This window comes from Streptomyces canarius (assembly GCF_014650735.1).
Classification (GTDB): domain Bacteria; phylum Actinomycetota; class Actinomycetes; order Streptomycetales; family Streptomycetaceae; genus Streptomyces; species Streptomyces olivaceoviridis.
Window position 1 is genome coordinate 89,901 of record NZ_BMVN01000008.1, and the last position, 17,337, is coordinate 107,237.

The 17,337-nt window shown below is 72.5% G+C and carries 20 protein-coding genes; 5 read left to right on the forward strand and 15 right to left on the reverse strand.

Features of this window, described 5'->3' with window-relative positions; translation table 11 throughout:
- Nucleotides 1–58 precede the first annotated feature (58 nt).
- The 3 genes from IE294_RS13985 to IE294_RS13995 all read left to right on the forward strand — a co-directional run bounded on the left by IE294_RS13985 (nt 59) and on the right by IE294_RS13995 (nt 2,357).
- Nucleotides 59–730, forward strand: a complete 672-nt coding sequence (locus IE294_RS13985; protein WP_189885822.1) for an MOSC domain-containing protein — start codon at nt 59–61, stop codon at nt 728–730.
- Nucleotides 731–801: 71 nt separating this feature from the next.
- Nucleotides 802–1,575: an SDR family NAD(P)-dependent oxidoreductase gene (locus tag IE294_RS13990; RefSeq protein WP_189816490.1), complete on the forward strand. Its 774-nt coding sequence runs from the start codon at nt 802–804 to the stop codon at nt 1,573–1,575.
- Between the two features lie 74 nt (nt 1,576–1,649).
- Entirely contained in the window at nt 1,650–2,357 is a 708-nt protein-coding gene (locus IE294_RS13995; RefSeq protein ID WP_189885825.1) for an ester cyclase, read from the forward strand.
- Between the two features lie 86 nt (nt 2,358–2,443).
- On the opposite strand, the gene groL is transcribed toward IE294_RS13995, so the two are convergent.
- From groL to IE294_RS14015, 4 genes are all read right to left on the reverse strand, one after another.
- Nucleotides 2,444–4,072: a chaperonin GroEL gene (groL, locus tag IE294_RS14000; protein WP_189885827.1), complete on the reverse strand. Its 1,629-nt coding sequence runs from the start codon at nt 4,070–4,072 to the stop codon at nt 2,444–2,446.
- A 119-nt stretch (nt 4,073–4,191) separates the two neighbouring features.
- Entirely contained in the window at nt 4,192–4,500 is a 309-nt protein-coding gene (gene groES, locus IE294_RS14005; RefSeq protein WP_004955293.1) for a co-chaperone GroES, read from the reverse strand.
- A 219-nt stretch (nt 4,501–4,719) separates the two neighbouring features.
- Complete coding sequence (locus IE294_RS14010) at nt 4,720–5,532, reverse strand: polysaccharide deacetylase family protein (RefSeq protein WP_189885829.1); 813 nt, start codon at nt 5,530–5,532, stop codon at nt 4,720–4,722.
- Nucleotides 5,529–6,440: a polysaccharide deacetylase family protein gene (locus IE294_RS14015; RefSeq protein ID WP_189885831.1), complete on the reverse strand. Its 912-nt coding sequence runs from the start codon at nt 6,438–6,440 to the stop codon at nt 5,529–5,531. The genes IE294_RS14010 and IE294_RS14015 overlap by 4 nt, the downstream gene beginning before the upstream one ends.
- A gap of 90 nt (nt 6,441–6,530) precedes the next feature.
- On the opposite strand from IE294_RS14015, the gene IE294_RS14020 reads away from it, so the two are divergent.
- Nucleotides 6,531–7,697, forward strand: a complete 1,167-nt coding sequence (locus tag IE294_RS14020) for a THUMP-like domain-containing protein (protein ID WP_189885851.1) — start codon at nt 6,531–6,533, stop codon at nt 7,695–7,697.
- 3 nt (nt 7,698–7,700) lie between these two features.
- Here IE294_RS14020 and IE294_RS14025 read toward each other — a convergent pair whose 3' ends face one another.
- The 8 genes from IE294_RS14025 to tsaB form a co-directional block, all read right to left on the reverse strand.
- Nucleotides 7,701–8,957, reverse strand: coding sequence for an RNA polymerase sigma factor (locus IE294_RS14025; protein ID WP_189885853.1), 1,257 nt, complete (start codon nt 8,955–8,957; stop codon nt 7,701–7,703).
- Between the two features lie 43 nt (nt 8,958–9,000).
- Complete coding sequence (locus tag IE294_RS14030; RefSeq protein ID WP_189885855.1) at nt 9,001–9,357, reverse strand: YciI family protein; 357 nt, start codon at nt 9,355–9,357, stop codon at nt 9,001–9,003.
- A 113-nt stretch (nt 9,358–9,470) separates the two neighbouring features.
- Nucleotides 9,471–10,523, reverse strand: coding sequence for an LCP family protein (locus IE294_RS14035; protein ID WP_189885857.1), 1,053 nt, complete (start codon nt 10,521–10,523; stop codon nt 9,471–9,473).
- Between the two features lie 160 nt (nt 10,524–10,683).
- On the reverse strand, nt 10,684–11,715 hold the full coding sequence (locus IE294_RS14040; RefSeq protein ID WP_189816481.1) for a LacI family DNA-binding transcriptional regulator: 1,032 nt from the start codon (nt 11,713–11,715) through the stop codon (nt 10,684–10,686).
- Between the two features lie 298 nt (nt 11,716–12,013).
- Nucleotides 12,014–12,271 (reverse strand): hypothetical protein, encoded by a 258-nt coding sequence (locus IE294_RS14045; protein WP_189885859.1) that lies wholly within the window; start codon nt 12,269–12,271, stop codon nt 12,014–12,016.
- Nucleotides 12,268–13,368, reverse strand: a complete 1,101-nt coding sequence (tsaD, locus tag IE294_RS14050) for a tRNA (adenosine(37)-N6)-threonylcarbamoyltransferase complex transferase subunit TsaD (RefSeq protein WP_189885869.1) — start codon at nt 13,366–13,368, stop codon at nt 12,268–12,270. The genes IE294_RS14045 and tsaD overlap by 4 nt, the downstream gene beginning before the upstream one ends.
- On the reverse strand, nt 13,361–13,861 hold the full coding sequence (gene rimI, locus IE294_RS14055) for a ribosomal protein S18-alanine N-acetyltransferase (protein WP_014674410.1): 501 nt from the start codon (nt 13,859–13,861) through the stop codon (nt 13,361–13,363). The genes tsaD and rimI overlap by 8 nt, the downstream gene beginning before the upstream one ends.
- Nucleotides 13,862–13,890: 29 nt before the next feature.
- Nucleotides 13,891–14,547: a tRNA (adenosine(37)-N6)-threonylcarbamoyltransferase complex dimerization subunit type 1 TsaB gene (tsaB, locus tag IE294_RS14060; protein ID WP_189816478.1), complete on the reverse strand. Its 657-nt coding sequence runs from the start codon at nt 14,545–14,547 to the stop codon at nt 13,891–13,893.
- 133 nt (nt 14,548–14,680) lie between these two features.
- Between tsaB and IE294_RS14065 the strand changes: the two genes are divergently transcribed.
- Nucleotides 14,681–15,235: a hypothetical protein gene (locus IE294_RS14065; protein ID WP_189885871.1), complete on the forward strand. Its 555-nt coding sequence runs from the start codon at nt 14,681–14,683 to the stop codon at nt 15,233–15,235.
- Here IE294_RS14065 and IE294_RS14070 read toward each other — a convergent pair.
- From IE294_RS14070 to IE294_RS14080, 3 genes are all read right to left on the reverse strand, one after another.
- Nucleotides 15,232–15,429 carry a hypothetical protein gene (locus tag IE294_RS14070; protein ID WP_189885873.1) on the reverse strand — a complete coding sequence of 66 codons (198 nt, stop codon included), beginning with the start codon at nt 15,427–15,429 and terminating at the stop codon, nt 15,232–15,234. The two genes, IE294_RS14065 and IE294_RS14070, sit on opposite strands and share 4 nt — an antisense overlap.
- Before the next feature lie 129 nt (nt 15,430–15,558).
- Nucleotides 15,559–16,071: a tRNA (adenosine(37)-N6)-threonylcarbamoyltransferase complex ATPase subunit type 1 TsaE gene (gene tsaE, locus IE294_RS14075; protein ID WP_189816475.1), complete on the reverse strand. Its 513-nt coding sequence runs from the start codon at nt 16,069–16,071 to the stop codon at nt 15,559–15,561.
- Nucleotides 16,037–17,296, reverse strand: a complete 1,260-nt coding sequence (locus IE294_RS14080; protein ID WP_189885876.1) for an alpha/beta fold hydrolase — start codon at nt 17,294–17,296, stop codon at nt 16,037–16,039. The genes tsaE and IE294_RS14080 overlap by 35 nt, the downstream gene beginning before the upstream one ends.
- Nucleotides 17,297–17,337 lie beyond the last annotated feature (41 nt).

A 17,337-nucleotide genomic window follows, 5' to 3' on the forward strand; every position in this document is an offset into this window, starting at 1 on the left:
GGGAGGAGTGTCCGATAATGCGTCGACGCTTTGGGCCCGGATCGCTTACCGTGCCGGGATGAAGCTTCTCTCGGTCAATCTGGGCCGGCCCCGGCATGTGCCCTACACGAACCAGCCGGACGGCCTCACCGGCATAGACAAGCACCCGGCCGACGGCCCGGTGCCGGTGGCGGCGCCCGGGCCCAAGGGCGTCGGCGCGGGCGGGCTCGCCGGGGACGCGGTGTGCGACACGCGCTACCACGGCGGGGACGACCAGGCGGTGTACGCGTACGCCCGGGAGGACCTCGACATCTGGGAGCGCGAACTCGGCAGATCGTTGGCCAACGGGTGCTTCGGCGAGAACCTCACGACGGACGGTCTGGAGGTCTCCGGGGCGCTGATCGGAGAGCGCTGGCGGATCGGTCCCACCGTCGTACTGGAAGTGACCTCCGGCCGCATTCCGTGCGCCACCTTCCAGGGCCATCTGGGCGAGCGCGGCTGGGTCAGGAGATTCACGCAGAAGGGCGCAACGGGTGCCTACCTCCGGGTGATCGAGCCGGGTGAGATCCGGGCGGGCGATCCGGTCGAGATCGTGCACCGGCCGGACCACGGCGTGACGGCGGCGATGCAGTTCCGCGCGGTCACCACCGAGCGCGAGCTGCTGCCCCGGCTGCTCGCGGCGGGCACGGCGCTGCACCCCGAGACGCTGGCGAAGGCCCGGGCGTACGTGGCCGAGCACGGAGTCCGGTAACCCGCCCACAGAGCACCGGGCACGGCGCGCGGACCGCTGAGGCTGTCGGTCCGGGTCACTACGCTTGGGCCATGACAACGGCTCTGATTACGGGATCGACCGCGGGGATCGGTGCCGCGTTCGCGCGGCGGCTGGCGGCTGACGGGCATGACCTCGTCCTGGTCGCGCGGGACACCAAGCGGCTGCGCGAGCAGGCGACGGAACTGCACGACCGGCACGGCATCGAGGTGGAGGTGCTGACCGCCGACCTGGCGCAGGACAAGGGCATCGAGACGGTGGCCGACCGGCTCGGCGACCGGAAGAACCCGGTCGACCTGCTGGTCAACAACGCCGGCTTCGGCAACAAGGGCCGCTATCTGGAGGTTCCGATGGCGGACGAGCTACGGATGCTCAAGGTGCACTGCGAGGCGGTGCTCCGGCTGACGTCGGCGGCGGCCGAGGCGATGCGCGAGCGCGGCCGGGGCGGAGTGGTGAACGTCGCCTCGGTGGCCGCGTTCGTCCCGCGCGGCACCTACGGCGCGTCCAAGGCGTGGGTCGTGCAGTTCACCCAGGGCGCGGCCAAGGACCTGGCCGGCAGCGGGGTCCGGCTGATGGCGCTGTGCCCGGGGTTCGTGCGCACCGAGTTCCACCAGCGGGCCGGGATGGGCACGGACAACATCCCGGGCTGGATGTGGCTGGACGCCGACAAGCTGGTCGCGGCGGCCCTGTCCGACCTCGCGCGCGGCAAGACGCTGTCCATCCCCGACCCCCGGTACAAGGCGCTGATGGGGCTGGTGAAGGTGGCGCCGCGCGGGCTGCTGGGCGGGGTCAGCTCCCGGACCGGGCGCAAGTACGGGCCGCGGTAGCGGGCGGGTGGCGCCGCCGTCCCGGTGGGAAAATGGGCGGGACGGTACCGGACCAGGGGGGCCGGAGGCGGCGCATGACCTTCGTACAGCTCATCGAGTGCAGGACGAGCCGGCTGGACGAGATGAACCGGCTCATGGACGACTGGGTCCAGCAGACCAAGGGCAGGCGGACGGCGACGCACGCGGTGATGGGCACGGACCGCTCGGACGCGTCGCACGTCGTCGAAGTGGTGGAGTTCCCGTCGTACGAGGACGCGATGCGGAACTCGAACCTCCCGGAGACCGACCGGATCTTCCGGGGGCTGGTCGCGCTGTGCGACGAGATGCCGACGTTCATCGACCTGGACGTCGTACGCGACGAGAGCCTGTCCGAGGGCATGGTGCGCTCGTTCTTCGAGGCGCTGTGCACCGAGGGCGAGCTGCCGCCGCTCAACGACCTGCTGGACGAGGACATCCACAGCCATGATCCGATGAACCCGCAGGACACCATCGGGCTGGACAACGTCCGCGCCGAGTTCCGGATGTGGCGCGGCGCCTTCGACTTCGCGTTCACGGTCGAGGATGTGCTCACCCAGGGCGACCGGGCCTGCGCGCGGTGGACCTGGTACGCCACGCACCAGGGCGATTTCCTGGGGATCGCGTCCACCGGCAGGCAGGTCACCATGACCGGGATGGCGCTGTTCCGGTTCGGCGACAACGGCAAGATCGCCGAGCTGTGGTGGCAGCACGACCAGCTCGGGCTGATGCAGCAACTGGGCGCGCTCGACGCGTTGGAGCAGTAGCCGCGTCGGGCCGCTTGGAGCAGCGGACAGGGCGAAGGCCCGGCCCCCTCACCGGGGTGCCGGGCCTTCGCTCAAGAGCGCTGGGCTCAGTGCGCGTGGCCGTGGCTGTGGCCGTGGCCCGCGGCCTCCGGCTCCTCTTCCTTCTTCTCGACGACCAGGGTCTCGGTCGTGAGCAGCAGGGAGGCGATGGAGGCGGCGTTCTCCAGGGCGGAGCGGGTGACCTTGACCGGGTCGATGACGCCGGCCTTGATCAGGTCGCCGTACTCGCCGGTGGCGGCGTTGTAGCCCTGCCCCTTGTCCAGGTCCTTGACCTTGGACACGATGACGTAGCCCTCCTGGCCGGCGTTCTCGCCGATCCAGCGCAGCGGCTCGACCACGGCGTTGCGGACCACGGAGACACCGGTGGCCTCGTCGCCGGACTTGTCGAGGTTGCCGTCGAGCACCTTGGAGGCGTGGACCAGGGCGGAGCCACCACCGGAGACGATGCCCTCCTCGACCGCGGCGCGGGTCGCGGAGATGGCGTCCTCCAGACGGTGCTTCTTCTCCTTCAGCTCCACCTCGGTGGCGGCGCCGACCTTGATCACGCACACGCCGCCGGCCAGCTTGGCGAGGCGCTCCTGGAGCTTCTCGCGGTCCCAGTCGGAGTCGGTGTTCTCGATCTCGGCCTTGATCTGGGCGACGCGGCCCTGCACGTCCTCGGACTTGCCGGCGCCGTCGACGATCGTGGTGTCGTCCTTGGTGACGGTGATGCGGCGGGCGGAGCCGAGCACGTCGAGGCCGACCTGGTCGATCTTGAGACCGACCTCCTCGGAGATGACGGTGGCGCCGGTGAGGACGGCCATGTCCTGGAGCATCGCCTTGCGGCGGTCGCCGAAGCCGGGGGCCTTCACCGCGACGGCGTTGAAGGTGCCGCGGATCTTGTTGACGACCAGGGTCGACAGGGCCTCGCCCTCGACGTCCTCGGCGATGATCAGCAGCGGCTTGGAGGAGCCGGCCTGGATGACCTTCTCCAGCAGCGGCAGCAGGTCGGCGATGGCGGAGATCTTGCCCTGGTTGATGAGGATGTAGGGGTCCTCCAGGACGGCCTCCATGCGCTCCTGGTCCGTCACGAAGTACGGCGACAGGTAGCCCTTGTCGAAGGCCATGCCCTCGGTGAAGTCCAGCTCCAGGCCGAAGGTGTTGGACTCCTCGACGGTGATGACACCGTCCTTGCCGACCTTGTCCATCGCCTCGGCGATCAGCTCGCCGACCTGCTGGTCCTGGGCGGACAGCGCGGCGACGGCGGCGATGTCGGACTTCTCGTCGATCGGGCGGGCCGAGGCGAGCAGGTCCTCGGAGACGGCCTTGACCGCGGCGTCGATGCCCTTCTTCAGGGCGGCCGGGGAGGCACCGGCGGCGACGTTCTTCAGGCCCTCGCGGACCAGCGCCTGGGCGAGGACCGTGGCGGTGGTGGTGCCGTCACCAGCGATGTCGTTGGTCTTGGTCGCCACCTCCTTCACCAGCTGAGCGCCGAGGTTCTCGTACGGGTCCTCGATCTCGACCTCGCGGGCGATCGTGACACCGTCGTTGGTGATGGTGGGCGCGCCGAACTTCTTGTCGATGACGACGTTGCGGCCACGGGGGCCGATCGTCACCTTCACGGTGTCGGCAAGCTTGTTGACGCCGCGCTCAAGGGCGCGACGGGCGTCCTCGTCGAACTTCAGGATCTTCGCCATGACAGCGGGAGCCCTCTCGGAAATCTGTGGGTGAAAAGACGCTGCGCCCCGGGCGCCCGGCTTCTTATCGGTCGCGGGGGCCAGGGGCGCAGCTCTAAGCGGAGAGTCGCTTGAGGTGATTACTTCTCGATGATCGCGAGGACGTCGCGAGCCGAGAGGACGAGGTACTCGTCGCCGTTGTACTTCACCTCGGTGCCGCCGTACTTGCTGTACAGCACGACGTCGCCGACCTTGACGTCGAGCGGCAGACGCTCGCCGTTCTCGAACCGGCCCGGGCCCACGGCGAGGACGGCGCCCTCCTGGGGCTTCTCCTTCGCGGTGTCCGGGATGACCAGGCCAGAGGCCGTGGTCTGCTCGGCGTCCAGCGGCTGGACCACGATGCGGTCCTCGAGCGGCTTGATGGCAACCTTGGAGCTGGCGGTCGTCACGATCCGACCTCCCCCTTCGGAGATCTCACGGGGTTAACTGTCTGAGGTGGCGACCAGGTCGATCCGTCGTCGCGGGTGCCGGACCTGCCCGTCGCGTTTGTCTGGCACTCTCCAGGGGGGAGTGCCAGAGCCGAGACTATGACCGCGATTAGCACTCGGTCAAGCGGAGTGCCAATTGCCCGCGGCGCGTCGGCCGGAATCGCGGTGTGCGGCCGGTCCTCACAGGTAGTCCTCGAGGCGCCCGACCGTCAGCCCCCGCCCCTGCGCCTCCCTCAGCACCCCCGCCGTGCGTTTCCGCAGGGCCGGCCCCCTCGAGTCGTCGGGGCCCACCAGGACGATGTCGCCGGGGCCCAGGTGGTGGGGGCCGTGGGTGTAGGCGAGGCCGGCCGGGGTCAGGGCGGCGCGCCACAGGACGAGCGCGGAGATGCCGCAGTCCGCCGCCGCGCGCAGGGTGGTGCGGTCGTAGGAACCGTAGGGCGGGCGGAAGAGGCGGGGGCGGACGCCGAGGGCGGTGCGGAGGCGGTCCTGCTGGCCGCAGATCTCGGCGCGCTGGCCGGCGTACGGCAATCCGGCCGGGGCCCGGTGGTCGACGGTGTGGTTCTCGATGCCGGCGCCGAGGGCGCGCAGCCGGGCGAAGTGGCCGTAGCCGGGGGCGGCGACGCTGTCGGTGAGGAACAGGGTGACCGGCAGCCGGAGTTCGCGGACCATGTCGACGAAGCGGGGGTCCCGCTCGGCGCCGTCGTCGTAGGTGAGGAAGACGACCGGGTCACGGGTGGGGACGCGGTCGACCACGGGGGGCGGGGCGCCGGCCCCCTGGTGCTCGGCGAGCGGGCGGGCCGGGTGCACCGGGGCGCGGGCGAGGGGCCGGGTCAGGCCCCAGGCGCGGTAGCGGTGGTCGGGGTCGGTGATGTGCGGGCGTACCCCTTCGGCGGCCTTCTTGCCGAGGCGTTCGATGGGGTCGACGGACTGGGCGCAGCCCGTCAGGAGCAGGGCCGCGGCGAGGGCCGCGGCCCTGCCCCGAGCCCGCCTCACAGGTAGTCCTCCAGGCGGGCCACGGCGTAGCCCTCGCGCGTGACCTTGTTCAGGAAGCGGCGCATGTCGTCCACCATCGTGCCGTCCCAGTCGTCCCGGCCGCGGAAGTGGGTGAGGACGATGTCGCCGCGGCGCAGCCGCTTGTCGTCCTCGCGGTACTCCCAGTGGTCGACGAAGACCTCCTCGTTCCAGATCGGCGCGTACGTGATGCCGCATTCCTTCGCGGCGACCAGGGTGTCCTGGTTGTAGTTGCCGTACGGGGGACGGAAGACGGTGGGTGCCTTGCCGAACTGCTTCTTCATGACGGCCTGCATGCCGCAGATCTCGTCCTTCTGCTCCTCGTAGGACAGGCCCGGCAGGTAGGGGTGGTGCAGGGTGTGGTTGTTGAGGGTGTTGCCGTAGGACCGCATCTTCCGGAAGTAGGCGTAGTCGTCCTTGACCAGGTAGTCGCTGAGGAACGCGGTGTACGGGATCTTGAGCTCGCGCATCATGGCGAGGAACCGCGGGTCCTTCTCGGCGCCGTCGTCGATCGTCAGGAACACGACCTTGTCGCGGGTGGGGACCGTGGTGAAGACGGGGGGCAGGTTCCAGTCCTCCTGGTGGTCCACCTCGAATCCGTCGCGGGCGGTGATCCTCGGCTTCGCCGCGGGGGGCGGCGGAGGCGTGAGCGGGACCTGGTCCAGCCCCCAGCGCCGGGCGGCGGCGGCCAGCCGGGCGTGTTCGGCGGCCCGGCGCGCCGCCGGGTCCTGGGGCTTGGCGGGGCCGCCGTGGCCGGAGGCGCTGCGCACGGACTCGGGCCCGGCGCAGGCGGAGAGCAGGGTGGCGGCGGCCAGCGCGGCGGCTCCGCCCCCGAGGGCCAGCCGCCGGAAACGAGTCCGACTTTTGTCATTTTGTACTACTGCTCGCATGGTGCCGGATCCTCCCAGGCCCCGGCCCGCGACCCCGGACGACACCGCCGCCGGAGGCGCACCATCCACCGACTGGCCCACAATGACCCGGTGAACGACCTCGCTCTGCTCCTCACCCCCGAAGGCCGCGCCCTCCTCGACGAGGTCCGCGACACCGAGCCCGCGCGGGAGCTGGCCGTGGCCACCCGGCTGCGCCGCGACCACCCGGCCGAACTGGTCTCGGCCGCGCTCGGCCAGGCCCGGCTGCGGCAGCGGGCGGTGGCGAAGTTCGGGGCCGAGGACGCCGGGCGCATGTTCTTCACGCCCAACGGGGTCGAGCAGTCGACGCGGGCCTCCGTGGCGGCGTACCGGGCCGGGCGGCTGAAGGAGCTGGGCGTGGCCTCCGTCGCCGACCTGTGCTGCGGGATCGGCGGGGACGCCATCGCCCTGGCGCGGGCCGGGATCCGGGTGCTGGCCGTGGACCGGGACCCGCTGACGGCGGCCGTGGCGCGGGCGAACGCCGAGGCGCTGGGGCTGGCCGGCCTGATCGAGGTGCGCGAGGCCGACGTCACGGAGGTGGACACCGCCGGGTACGACGCGGTGTTCGTGGACCCGGCGCGCCGGGGCGGGCGCGGCCGCGTGTTCGACCCGGAGGCGTACTCGCCGCCGCTGTCCTGGGCGATCGGGACGGCCCTCCAGGCACCCCGCGCCGCGCTGAAGATCGCGCCGGGCATCCCGCACGAGGTGGTCCCGGCCGCGGCCGAGGCCGAGTGGATCTCCGACGGCGGCGACGTGAAGGAAGCGGTGCTGTGGTTCGGGACCGGGGCGCCGGGCGCGGTGCGGGCCACGCTGCTGCCGGGCCCGCGCACGCTGCTCGGCCGCGGGCTGCCCGATCCCGGGGTGCGGCCGGTGGGGCGGTACCTGTACGAGCCGGACGGCGCCGTGATCCGCGCGCACCTGGTCGCCGAAGTGGCCGAGGAGGTCGGCGGGGGGCTCCTGGACCCGACCATCGCGTACGTCACCACCGACGAGGCCCGGCCCACGCCGTACGCCACCGGCTACGAGATCACCGACCGGCTCCCGTTCAACGTCAAGAAGCTCAAGGCCCTGCTGCGGGAGCGCGAGGTCGGCACGCTGACCGTGAAGAAGCGCGGCTCGGCGGTCGAGCCGGAGGAGCTGCGCCGGAAGGTGAGACCGCAGGGGCCGAACGCGGCCACCGTCTTCCTCACCCGGGTCGCCGGGGCACCGACGATGCTGATCGGCCGCCCGCTCGGCTGACGCTCAGCCGCACGCGCGCGCCCTGCGCGACAGCAGCTGCCGTTCCCTCTCGTTGTGGGTCAGGGCCGCCGCCCGGAGGAACTCCTCGCGGGCCTCGGCGGTGCGGCCGAGGCGGGAGAGGAGGTCACCGCGGACGCTGGGCAGCAGGTGGTAGCCGCGCAGCGCGGGCGTGGCGGCCAGGGCGTCGACCAGCCTCAGGCCCGCCGCCGGGCCGTCGGCCATCGACACGGCGACCGCGCGATTCAGCTCGACCACCGGGGAGGGCGCGCGGACGGCCAGCAGGCCGTACAGGGTGGCGATGGCGCGCCAGTCCGTCTCCTCGTACGTGTACGCGCGCGCGTGGCAGGCGGCGATGGCCGCCTGGAGGGTGTACGGGCCAGGGGGGCCGCTCGCGGTGGCCCCGGCGCGGTCGAGGGCACGGATGCCGCGCGCGATGAGCATGCGGTTCCAGCGGCTGCGGTTCTGGTCCTCCAGCAGCACCGGTGTGCCGTCGGGGCCGGTGCGGGCGGCGGCGCGGGACGCCTGGAACTCCAGCAGCGCGGTCAGACCGTGCACCTCGGGCTCCTTGGGCATCAGCGCGGACAGCACCCGGGCCAGCCGCAGCGCGTCCTCGCACAGGCCGGGGCGCAGCCAGTCGTCGCCGGCGGTGGCCGCGTACCCCTCGTTGAAGACCAGGTAGATGACGTCCAGCACGGAGCCGAGGCGGGCCTCGCGGTCGGGGCCGTACGGCACCTCGAAGGCGACGTTCCGTTTCGCCAGGGTGCGCTTGGCACGGACGATCCGCTGGGCGACCGTCGGCTCCGGGACCAGGTAGGCGCGGGCGATCTCGGCCGTGGTCAGGCCGCCGAGCAGGCGCAGGGTCAGCGCGATGCGGGCCTTGGGCGACAGCACCGGATGGCAGGCGGTGAAGACCAGCCGGAGCAGGTCGTCGTCGATGTCGTCCGGGTCGGCCGGTGCGTCGTACGACGGCGGGGCCGTGGCCAGGTCGCGGCCGAGCTCGGCGAGTTTGCGGGTGTAGGTCTCGCGGCGCCGGACCAGGTCGACGGCCCGGTGCCGGGCGGTGGCCATGAGCCAGGCGCCGGGGTTGTCCGGCACCCCGTCCAGCGGCCACCGCTCCAGGGCGGCGACCAGGGCGTCCTGCGCCAGTTCCTCGGCGATGCCGACGTCCCGGACGATCCGGGCGACCCCGGCGATCACCCGGGGCGACTCCAGGCGGAAGACGGTCTCGATGGCGTGCGCCGTGGTGGGCTGTGTCTCCACAGCCCACCATGCAACACCCTGGACGGCGGTGGGCCAAACGGGCTCAGCCCTCGGCGATCTCCCGCAGCTCGCAGGCGAGCCGCCACTCCGGGCCGTGGATCTTCAGGAAGCGCTGCGTCCACTCCAGCGCCTCGGCCCGGTCCTTGCACTGCATGAGCGCGTAGCCGCCGACGACCTCCTTGGACTCGGTGAACGGGCCGTCGGTCACGGCGGCCTTCTCGCCGTCCCAGTCGACTCGGGCCGCCTCGGCGGACGGGGTGAGCCCGGCGGTGTCGAGCAGCACACCGGCCTTGGTCATCTCCTCGATCAGCTCGCCCATCCGCTGCATCAGCTCCGCGCTGGGGCCCCCGGCGGGGCCGGTGGACTCGTCGATGCGCACGAGGGACAGGTAGCGGGGCATGGTGACTCCTTCGGTCGCGGCGGCGGGTCCGTTCCCGCCGCTCACCCCTTGCGTCGAACGGGAGACACCCGGATCGACACACCCGCGGAAAAAATCTCCGGGATTTCTCCGGCTCAGCGCAGGGAGGCCCAGAGGTCGTCCGCCGCCGGCTCCTGGGCGACGACCCGGTTGGGGTCGGAGGGCGCCGTGACGACCGGCATGGTCACCGTCCGCACCCGGTCGGCGGTCAGTCCCTTCAGGCTCCGGCCGAGGCTCACCAGCTCGTTCAGGGAGTTCAGGCCGGTGTCTGTGGTGAGGCTGGTGGTGACGGCGTCGGCGACCTGGTACAGCCGGGCCGGGTCGGAGAGCAGGCCGGCACCGGCCATCTGCTCCAGCAGGGCCTTGACCAGCGTCTGCTGGAGCCCTATGCGGCCCAGGTCGCTGCCGTCGCCTATGCCGTGCCGGGTGCGGGCGAGGGCGAGGGCCTGCTTGCCGTCGAGGTGGTGGGTGCCGGCCTTGAGGCGCAGGTGGCTCTTGTCGTCGTCGATGTCCTGGCCGGTGGTGACGTCGACCCCGCCGAGCGCGTCGACCAGCTTGGCGAAGCCGGAGAAGTCGATCTCCAGGTAGTGGTCCATGCGGACCCCGGTGAGGGTCTCGACGGTCTTCACCGCGCACACCGGGCCGCCGACCGCGTAGGCGCTGTTGAACATGGCGCCGTACGCCGGTGCCGTGCTGCCGGAGGTGAGCGGGCAGGACGGGCGGGTGACGAGGGTGTCGCGCGGGATGCTGACGACGGTGGCCTTCGTCCGGCCCGCGTCGATGTGCACGACCATCGCGGTGTCGGACCGGGCTCCGCCGCTGTCGCCGCCGCCCAGCTCCTGGTTGTCCTTGCCGCTGCGCGAGTCCGAGCCGAGGACCAGGATGTTGAGGGAGCCGGTGGGCAGCGGGGAGGCGTCCGCCGGGGCGGTCGGGGACGGGGTGACCACGGCCCTGGCCGGCCGGTCGTCGCCGAGTGCGCTGTCGATGTCGACGCTTCGGATGTTGCGGTCGAGACGCCAGTAGGCCCAGCCGGCCGCCGCCACGCCCAGTACCAGGGCTCCCGTCAGAGTGAGGCCGACGATCCTCAGCGCTCTCGATCGCCGGCCCGCCTGTCTGCCCGCGTCGCCTTGCTCCTCGTGTCGCGTCACGACAGGAACATACGTCCGAATTGTGAGGGGACTGTTAGCGGAAGCCGGTCAGGGTCGGTTTTCTTGGGAAATTCTCATCCTGGCGGCACCGAACCGGCGTCCGGCAGCGAACCGCCGTCCGGCACCGGCCCGTTGGAGGAGACCCCGCCCGCAGGCACCGCTAAGCGGCCGGAGGCACGTCCGTGCTCGACCGCACCACCAGGCTCGTCGCCAGCTCCACCCGGGTCGCCGCCCGCTCCTCCCGCTCGCTCCCCAGCTCCAGCACCAGCCGGGCCGCGGCCTCGGCCATCTCGGTGAGCGGCTGCCGTACGGTCGTCAGCGGCGGGCCCACCCAGCGGGCCACCGGCAGATCGTCGAAGCCGACCACGCTGAGGTCCTCCGGGACGCGCAGGCCCAGCTCACGTGCGGCCTCGTACAGACCCAGCGCCTGGAGGTCGTTGCCCGCGAAGACGGCGGTGGGCCGGTCCGGGCGGCGCAGCAGCTCCAGACCCAGGCGGTAGCCCGCGTCGTGGTGGAAGTCGCCGGCCACGACGAGGGAGGGGTCGACGGGCAGCCCGGCCGTCTCCAGGGCGGCCCGGTAGCCGTCGACCCGGGCCCGGCTGCACATCATCCGGGTCGGGCCGCTGATCGCGCCGATCCGGGTGTGGCCGAGTTCGACCAGGTGGCGGGTGGCGGCGAGACCGCCCTGCCAGTTGGTGGCGCCGATCGACGGCACGTCCGGGCCCGGGTCGCCGGCCGGGTCCATCACCACGAACGGGATGGAACGGCTGGTCAGCAGCGCCCGCTGGGACTCGTCGAGCTCGGAGAGCACCAGCACCACCCCGTGCGGGCGGCGGGCGGCGACCTGGTCGGCCCAGGTGCGGCCGGGGGTGAGCCGGCCGGCCGACTCGGACAGGACCACGCTCAGCCCGGCGTCCCGGGCGACGTTCTCCACGCCCCGGATGACCTCCATCGCCCAGGCGCTCTCCAGCTCGTGGAAGACGACGTCGATCAGGGGCGAGCGGGAGGCCTCGGCGCGGCGGCGCCGGTAGCCGTAGGCGCGCAGCAGCTCTTCGACGCGGGTGCGGGTCGCGGGGGAGACATCGGCCCGGCCGTTGAGGACCTTCGAAACAGTCGGAGCGGAGACCCCCGCCTCACGGGCGATCTCGGCGAGGGTCGCCGTCTGCGTTCCTGCGGGCTTCGAGGGCTTCATGCCCGCGATCGTATCCCCGCCGGACCGCTTGACGAAGCCCTCGGCGGACGAGGGCCCACCCGGAACATTCGAAAGATCTGGCGAAACATTCGAGCCGGTGTCCCGTGAAACGCGAACACCCCGCCGCCGGGAACCCGGGGGCGGGGTGTCGAGTGGAGCGCCGGGCAGGCCTTGCACCTGCATTTCCCCGCAGGAAGCGGGGCGTCTTTCCTTGGACCACCAACGCACTGCGTCCGGACCGGTGTTCCGGCCGTTCGCTGTGTGATGATCATAGCGCAGTCGGGACCGCTTCCCCAACTCAGTCCTCCGCCACCGCCTCGAACCGCCACCGGTGCACCGCCCGGGTCACCAACTCCGGGTCCGGCTCCGGCAGTTCGGGGAGCGGGGCGTCGTACGACGCGTCCCACCACGTGACGACCAGCACCCGGTCCTGCGGCGCGCGGAAGGTCTCGCGGCGCAACGGCTCGGCGGCGAGGGGCTGTTCGCGCACCCAGGCCAGCAGGTCCGCGCCCCGGCCCTCGGCGGCCCGGGCCTCCCACATCAGGGCGACGGTCACGAGTAGAGGTTCTCCTTGCTGACCTCGTGCACATGGTCGTGGTCGTGGCCGGGCACGTGCGGGTCGGTCACCGGCAGGGAGGAGTCGGCCGACAGGTCCCAGCTGGACGCGGCCCGGTTGCGGGCGACCATCTCGGCGCCGAGCGCGGCCACCATCGCGCCGTTGTCCGTGCACAGCTTGGGGCGCGGTACGCGCAGCCGGATGCCGGCCGCCTCGCAGCGCTCCTGGGCGAGCGCGCGCAGCCGGGAGTTGGCCGCCACACCGCCGCCGATCATCAGGTGGTCCACGCCCTCGTCCTTGCAGGCGCGGACGGCCTTGCGGGTCAGCACGTCGACCACGGCCTCCTGGAAGGAGGCGGCCACATCGCGGACCGGGACCTCCTCGCCGGCCGCGCGCCTGGCCTCGATCCAGCGGGCCACGGCGGTCTTCAGGCCCGAGAAGGAGAAGTCGTACGCCGGGTCGCGCGGGCCCGTCAGGCCGCGCGGGAAGGCGATGGCCCCCGGGTCGCCCTCCTTGGCGTACCGGTCGATGACCGGGCCGCCGGGGAAGCCCAGGTTCAGCACGCGGGCGATCTTGTCGAAGGCCTCGCCGGCCGCGTCGTCGATGGTCGAGCCCATCGGCCGGACGTCTGAGGTGATGTCCGTCGAGAGCAGCAGCGAGGAGTGGCCGCCGGAGACCAGCAGGGCCATCGTCGGCTCGGGCAGCGGGCCGTGCTCCAGCTGGTCCACGCAGATGTGCGAGGCCAGGTGGTTGACGCCGTACAGGGGCTTGCCGAGCGCGTAGGCGTACGCCTTGGCCGCCGAGACGCCGACGAGCAGGGCGCCCGCGAGGCCGGGACCGGCGGTGACCGCGATGCCGTCCAGGTCCTTGGCGCTGACCCCCGCCTCCTTCAACGCGCGGTCGATGGTGGGGACCATCGCCTCCAGGTGCGCCCGGGACGCCACCTCCGGCACCACACCGCCGAAGCGGGCGTGCTCGTCGACGCTGGAGGCGACCGCGTCCGCCAGCAGGGTGGTGCCGCGGACGATGCCGACGCCGGTCTCGTCGCAGGAGGTCTCGATGCCGAGTACGAGAGGCTCGTCGCGTGAGTCAGTCATTGATATCGGTTCCTTGTACTGAGGCGGAGCCCGCGGCCGAGCCGCTGCCGGGTTCCGTGGTCAGGCGCATCACCAGGGCGTCCACATTGCCCGGCTGGTAGTAGCCGCGCCGGAAGCCGATGGGGGTGAAGCCGAAGCGCTCGTAGAGCTTCTGGGCGGGCAGGTTGTCCACCCGGCATTCGAGCATCACCTCGTGGCACTCGAACGCGGTCGCCGCGCGCAGCAGCTCGGTCAGCAGCCGGGCACCGAGGCCGGTGCCCTGGTGGTCGCGGGCGACGGCGATGGTCTGCACGTCGGCCAGGTCACCGGCGGCGGCCAGGCCCGCGTACCCGACGACCCGGCCGTCGGCGGACTCGGCGACGAGATAGCAGCGGGTGGCCTCGGGGCCCCGGGAATGGGCCAGCTCGGACCAGAACATGCCGCGGGACCAGGCGTCCTCGGGGAACAGGTCCCGCTCCAGCCCCAGGACCGGGTCGATGTCCCACCAGCGCATCTCGCGCAGTCGGGGGGGTGCCGGCTGTGTCACTTGGGGGTGACCACCTTGTAGTTCTTGGGGACCTGGGCGTCCGGCCGGCGCAGGTACAGCGGCCGGGGGGCGGTGAGTTCCTCGCCCGCGGCCAGCTTCTCCGCGGCGAGCGAGGCGAGCGAGGCGGCGGACACGTGCTCGGGCTCGTGGGCGCGTGGGAACGTGTCCGGGTAGAGCAGCGCGCCGGCGCCGACCGCGGGAAGGCCCGCGACCCGCTCGGCGATGTCGGCCGGGCGGTCGACGGCCGGGCCGGTCAGCCGGGTCCGGGAGTCGGCGTACGTGGCCCAGTAGACCTCCTTGCGCCGGGCGTCGGTCGCCACGACGAAGGGGCCCTTCTCGATGTCGGCGGCGTAGGCGAGGCCGTCGAGCGTGCACAGGCCGTGCACGGGGACGCCGAGCGCCAGGCCGAAGGTGTCGGCGGTCATCAGACCGACGCGCAGACCGGTGTAGGGGCCGGGCCCGGTGCCGACGACGATCCCGGTGACGGCCTCCAGCTTCAGTCCGGCCTCGGTGAGGACCCGGTCGACGGCCGGCAGCAGCAGCTCTCCGTGCCGGCGCGCGTCCACCTGGCTCGACGAGGCGATGACGTCGGTGCCGTCGTGCAGGGCGACGGTGACGGCGGGTGTTGCGGTATCCAGAGCGAGCAAGAGCACGCGAACAGCCTACGGCGCCCGCGCCGCCCGCAGGGTCGTCCGGGACGGACGGTCACCGACTGCTACGGTCTGTACGAAGTACGACATTTACACCGGATGACGGCACGAGGCACACGAGGCAGAGGTGGCGCAGGTGGCAGGGACCAGCTCGGGGATCGTGGCCGCCCTCACCGCGGCGGCGCTGGGAACGGTCGGTTTCCTCGCCTACCGGGCCCAGGCGACCGTCCCGGCGGGCCTGGGCGCGGGGCCGGTGGTGCACGCGACGCCCACGTCCAAGGCACCCCGGGACCGGCACCACCCGACCGCCCTGCCGAACGGCTCCGGAACGGGTGAACGGGTCGTGTACTCGGTGGACGACGACCGGGTCTGGCTGGTCACCCCCGGCAACCGGGTGCAGCGCACCTTCCCGGTGCGGCCGGGCACCGTCGACCCGCCGGTCGGCACGTACTGGGTCACGTCCCGCTCCAGCACGGCCACCGGCACCGACAGCATCCCCATCGAGCACGTGGTGCGGTTCACCAGCGTGGACGGGGTGACCGTCGGGTTCAGCGCGGCGGTGAACGGCGCTGCGGAGGGCATGGCGGCCGACTCCGGCGTGAAGACGGGCGGCATCCGGGAGACACGGGCGGACGGGACCGCGATGTGGAACTTCGCGACGATCGGCGTGAAGGTCGTGGTGATTCGCTAGGCGCCGTGCCCGGACGCGCTGTCGGACGGCTGTGGGGCCGTCTCGGCCGGGCGCGTCCACGCGGCGGCGGCCACCTGCTCGGCAGGGCCCCGCGCCCCGTCGGGGTGCTCGGGCCGCGGCGGCCTGGAGACCGCGTCCGCCGCAGCGCAGGCCGCCAGCAGATCGCGCATGGACACCGGTCGCACCGTGGGCATGGACGCCTCCTGAGCTACGACGGCGGACGTACTTAGGCAGACCTAAGTACGGGCTGGGTACCATGTGACCACGCCCGGGATGCCCTGCGCAATATCTTGCCGACGGCTTGTCGGAACGTGTCCGCGGTCTCAGCCGGACAGCGGCTCCAGGTCCGTCTCGGACCAGCGTTCGCCCAGGCCGGTGACCGTCACGTGCCGTACCTCGTCCGTGGTGTCGCCGACCGCGCGGTGGATGACCACCTGGAGGCGGTCCTCGGTCAGTTCCTCGACCTTGCCCTCGCCCCATTCCACGACGATCACCGAGTCGGGCAGCGAGACGTCGAGGTCCAGGTCCTCCATCTCGTCCAGGCCGCCGGAGAGCCGGTAGGCGTCGACGTGCACCAGGGGCGGGCCGTCGCCGAGGGACGGGTGCACCCGGGCGATCACGAAGGTCGGCGAGGTGACCGCGCCGCGCACGCCCAGGCCCTCACCGAGCCCGCGGGTCAGCGTGGTCTTGCCCGCGCCCAGCTCGCCGGTGAGCATCACCAGGTCGCCCGCGCGCAGCAGCTTGGCCAGTCGGCGGCCCAGCTCCCGCATCTGCTCCGGGGAGGTGACGGTCAGCTGGGTCTCAGCGGGGTTGTGCGGTGCTGCTGGTGCTTCCATAGCCACTTACGGTAGCCCCTGCGGGCACCGCACCCGCGCGGGTGAGCAGGTCGGCGAGGCGGTCGGTGACCACTTCCGGGTGCTCCAGCATCACCAGGTGCCCCGCGTCCGGCACGAGCACCAGCTCGGCGTCGGGCAGCAGGTCGGCGATGGCCTCGCTGTGCTCGCTGGGCGTGACCAGGTCCTGGACGCCGGCCAGCACGAGCACCGGCATGTCGCGGAAGCAGACGAGCGCCCCGGTCTTGTCGTGGTCGGTGAACGCCGGGTAGAACTCGGCGACCACGTCGATCGGCGTCGACTCGATCATCCGCTCGGCGAAGCGCTCCACGGCCGGGTCGACGTCCCGGCCCGCGAACGAGTACCGCTTGATGATCCCGGCGAACAGGTCGGCGGTGGCCCGGCGCCCCTTCTCGACCCACTCCGCCTGCTGCCCGAGCGCCTTCAGCACCCCGGGGAGGATCCGGCGGACCGCGTTGACGCCGGCCACCGGCAGCCCGAAGTTGACCTCGCCGAGCCGCCCGGACGAGGTCCCGACGAAGGCGGTGGCGACGACCCGGTCCCGGATCAGCTCGGGGTACTGCGCGGCGAGGGCCATCATGGTCATGCCGCCCATCGAGTGACCGACCAGCGCCAGGGGCCCGTCCGGTGCGGCGGCGTCGAGCACGGCCTTCAGATCGCGGCCGAGCTGGTCGATGGTGACCGGCTCCCGGTCCCGGGTCTGGGCCACGCCCCGCCCGGACCGCCCGTGGCTGCGCTGGTCCCAGTACACGGTCCGTACGACCCCGCGCAGGGCCGCCCGCTGGAAGTGCCAGGAGTCCAGGCTGAGGCAGTAGCCGTGGCAGAAGACGACGGTGACCGGGGCGGGCGCCTTGCGGCCGAAGAGCCGGCGCCGGCGCGGCGAGACGTTCGGGCCGGCGTCGGGCTCGGCCTCGTCGACCTCGTAGTACAGCTCGGTGCCGTCGTCGGCGTACGCCTTGCCGGGGGTGCCGCGCAGGGTGCCGTAGGGGCCCGCCGCGTCCAGCGCCAGCCGGGCCCTGCGGCGCATTCCGCGCCCCACCGTCATCCGTTCGATGGCGACACCGGCCGCCGCTCCCGCGGCGAGCACGCCTATCGCGGCACCGGCGATGCCGGTCGCCCTGCGCCAGCTCCCGGCCGCCCCCGCGGCGGAGGCGGCAGCCGCCGAGGCGACGACGTCCGCCACGACCTCCGCGCTGCTCTCGCTCACGTACCGCTCCTCTTCGCCGTACTACAGTTCGCCTGGATGGG